Source organism: Alkalibacterium indicireducens (genome assembly GCF_039522005.1).
Taxonomy (GTDB): Bacteria; Bacillota; Bacilli; order Lactobacillales; family Carnobacteriaceae_A; genus Alkalibacterium; species Alkalibacterium indicireducens.
Genome location: NZ_BAAADA010000231.1, coordinates 1 through 1,646 on the forward strand (window position 1 = coordinate 1; position 1,646 = coordinate 1,646).

The following is a 1,646-nucleotide window of genomic DNA, read 5'->3' on the forward strand; positions in this document are numbered from 1 at the left end:
TGTCCAACCGAAAGGCGAAAGCTGACACGGGAACATAGCATGGCAGGAAAGCGGTAAGTCATCTAAAGGCAATCAGATGCGACTGAACTGCAATGACAAGTGGATATGAGGATAAAACTGGGTTTGTTGAACGTAAGTTTCGAGTTTCTGTTAATGCCCGGACAGAGGAAATTTGCCTGTAACCTCTGATGTGAATGTAATTGCGTACAGATTTCGCGCAATTGGTTATCATTTAATTCACATGACCTGTTGGAGAACCAATGGTAAAGAAACGAAAACGTATCCGAAAATCCACATACCTATTGGCATTGTTAACTGGGGATACCCTAAACAGAAACGCCGGAAACGGCTATAGCTAAAGGGCTTGAATATTCTGCATGGGTACGGAGCTTCCATAGTAGTCCGCGAGGGGTAATGACCCTTACATGGCGAAGGGAAGCAGTTGTTACGCGCCAAAATTTATATTGATTAGGGAGGAATACCTCAATGAAACCAACAATTGAGATTTTGGAGAGAATGAATCAAAACTCAAATCGCAACAAGAATGAAATTTTCACGCGGGTTTACCGTTACCTGCAAAGACCAGACATCTATTTTCTTGCTTACAAAAATCTGTATGCCAATAGTGGCGCAGCAACACCTGGTGTCGATAATGACACAGCAGATGGCTTCAGCGAGGAAAAGATAGAGCTTATTATCCAAAGTCTGACAGATGGAACCTATACACCTAAGCCTGTACGTAGGACGTATATTGCAAAAAAGCAAAGTAATAAATTACGTCCTTTAGGACTTCCGACATTCACTGATAAATTGGTTCAGGAAGTAATCAGAATGATTCTAGAAGCTATTTATGAACCTACATTTTGTGATACTTCCCATGGCTTTAGACCTAACAGAAGCTGTCATACCGCTCTAGGAATGGTATCAAAAGGATTCAATGGAGTGAAATGGTTCGTCGAAGGTGATATCAAAGGCTGTTTTGATAACATTAATCACAATGTGCTCGCTGAATTGATAGGAAAGAAAATCAAGGACGCGCGTTTCAACCAACTTATTCGCAAATTCTTAAAGGCAGGATATATGGAAGATTGGCGATACCACAGTACATATAGTGGGACGCCCCAAGGTGGAATAATTTCACCTGTACTAGCCAATATATACTTGCACGAGTTGGACATGTTTGTTGAACAGCTAAAAGCTAAATTTGACAAGCCCTTACCCCGAGGCAAGAGAACACCGGAATATTCAAGGCTACGAAGTAAAGCAGTCCGCTTGAGAAAAAAGTTAGAAAATGCGGATGAGCACCAAAAGCCGGCACTACTTGCTGAATTACGACAAACCAGAGCGAAACAGCTTTCAACCCCTAGTAAATTACAAGAGGATAAGAATATTAAATATGTGCGTTATGCAGATGATTTTCTTATCGGGGTTATCGGAAGTAAATCTGACTGTGAATGGGTAAAATCGGAACTGAAAACATTTATCAGAAATACGCTGAAAATGGAACTCAGTGAAGAAAAAACACTTATTACTCACAGCCACAACAAAGCAAGATTTCTAGGCTATGATGTTTGTGTAAGGCGCAACAGTCAAATCAAACAAGGTGGAAATGGGTATACCAAAAGAACGCTTAACAACAAAGTGGA

1 protein-coding gene is annotated in these 1,646 nt (G+C 40.8%); it reads left to right on the forward strand.

What is annotated here, in order from left to right:
- Positions 1 to 486: 486 nt before the first annotated feature.
- Positions 487 to 1,646 (forward strand): reverse transcriptase/maturase family protein (locus ABFX15_RS12095; RefSeq protein ID WP_346025645.1); only part of this gene is annotated, 1,160 nt, incomplete at its 3' end.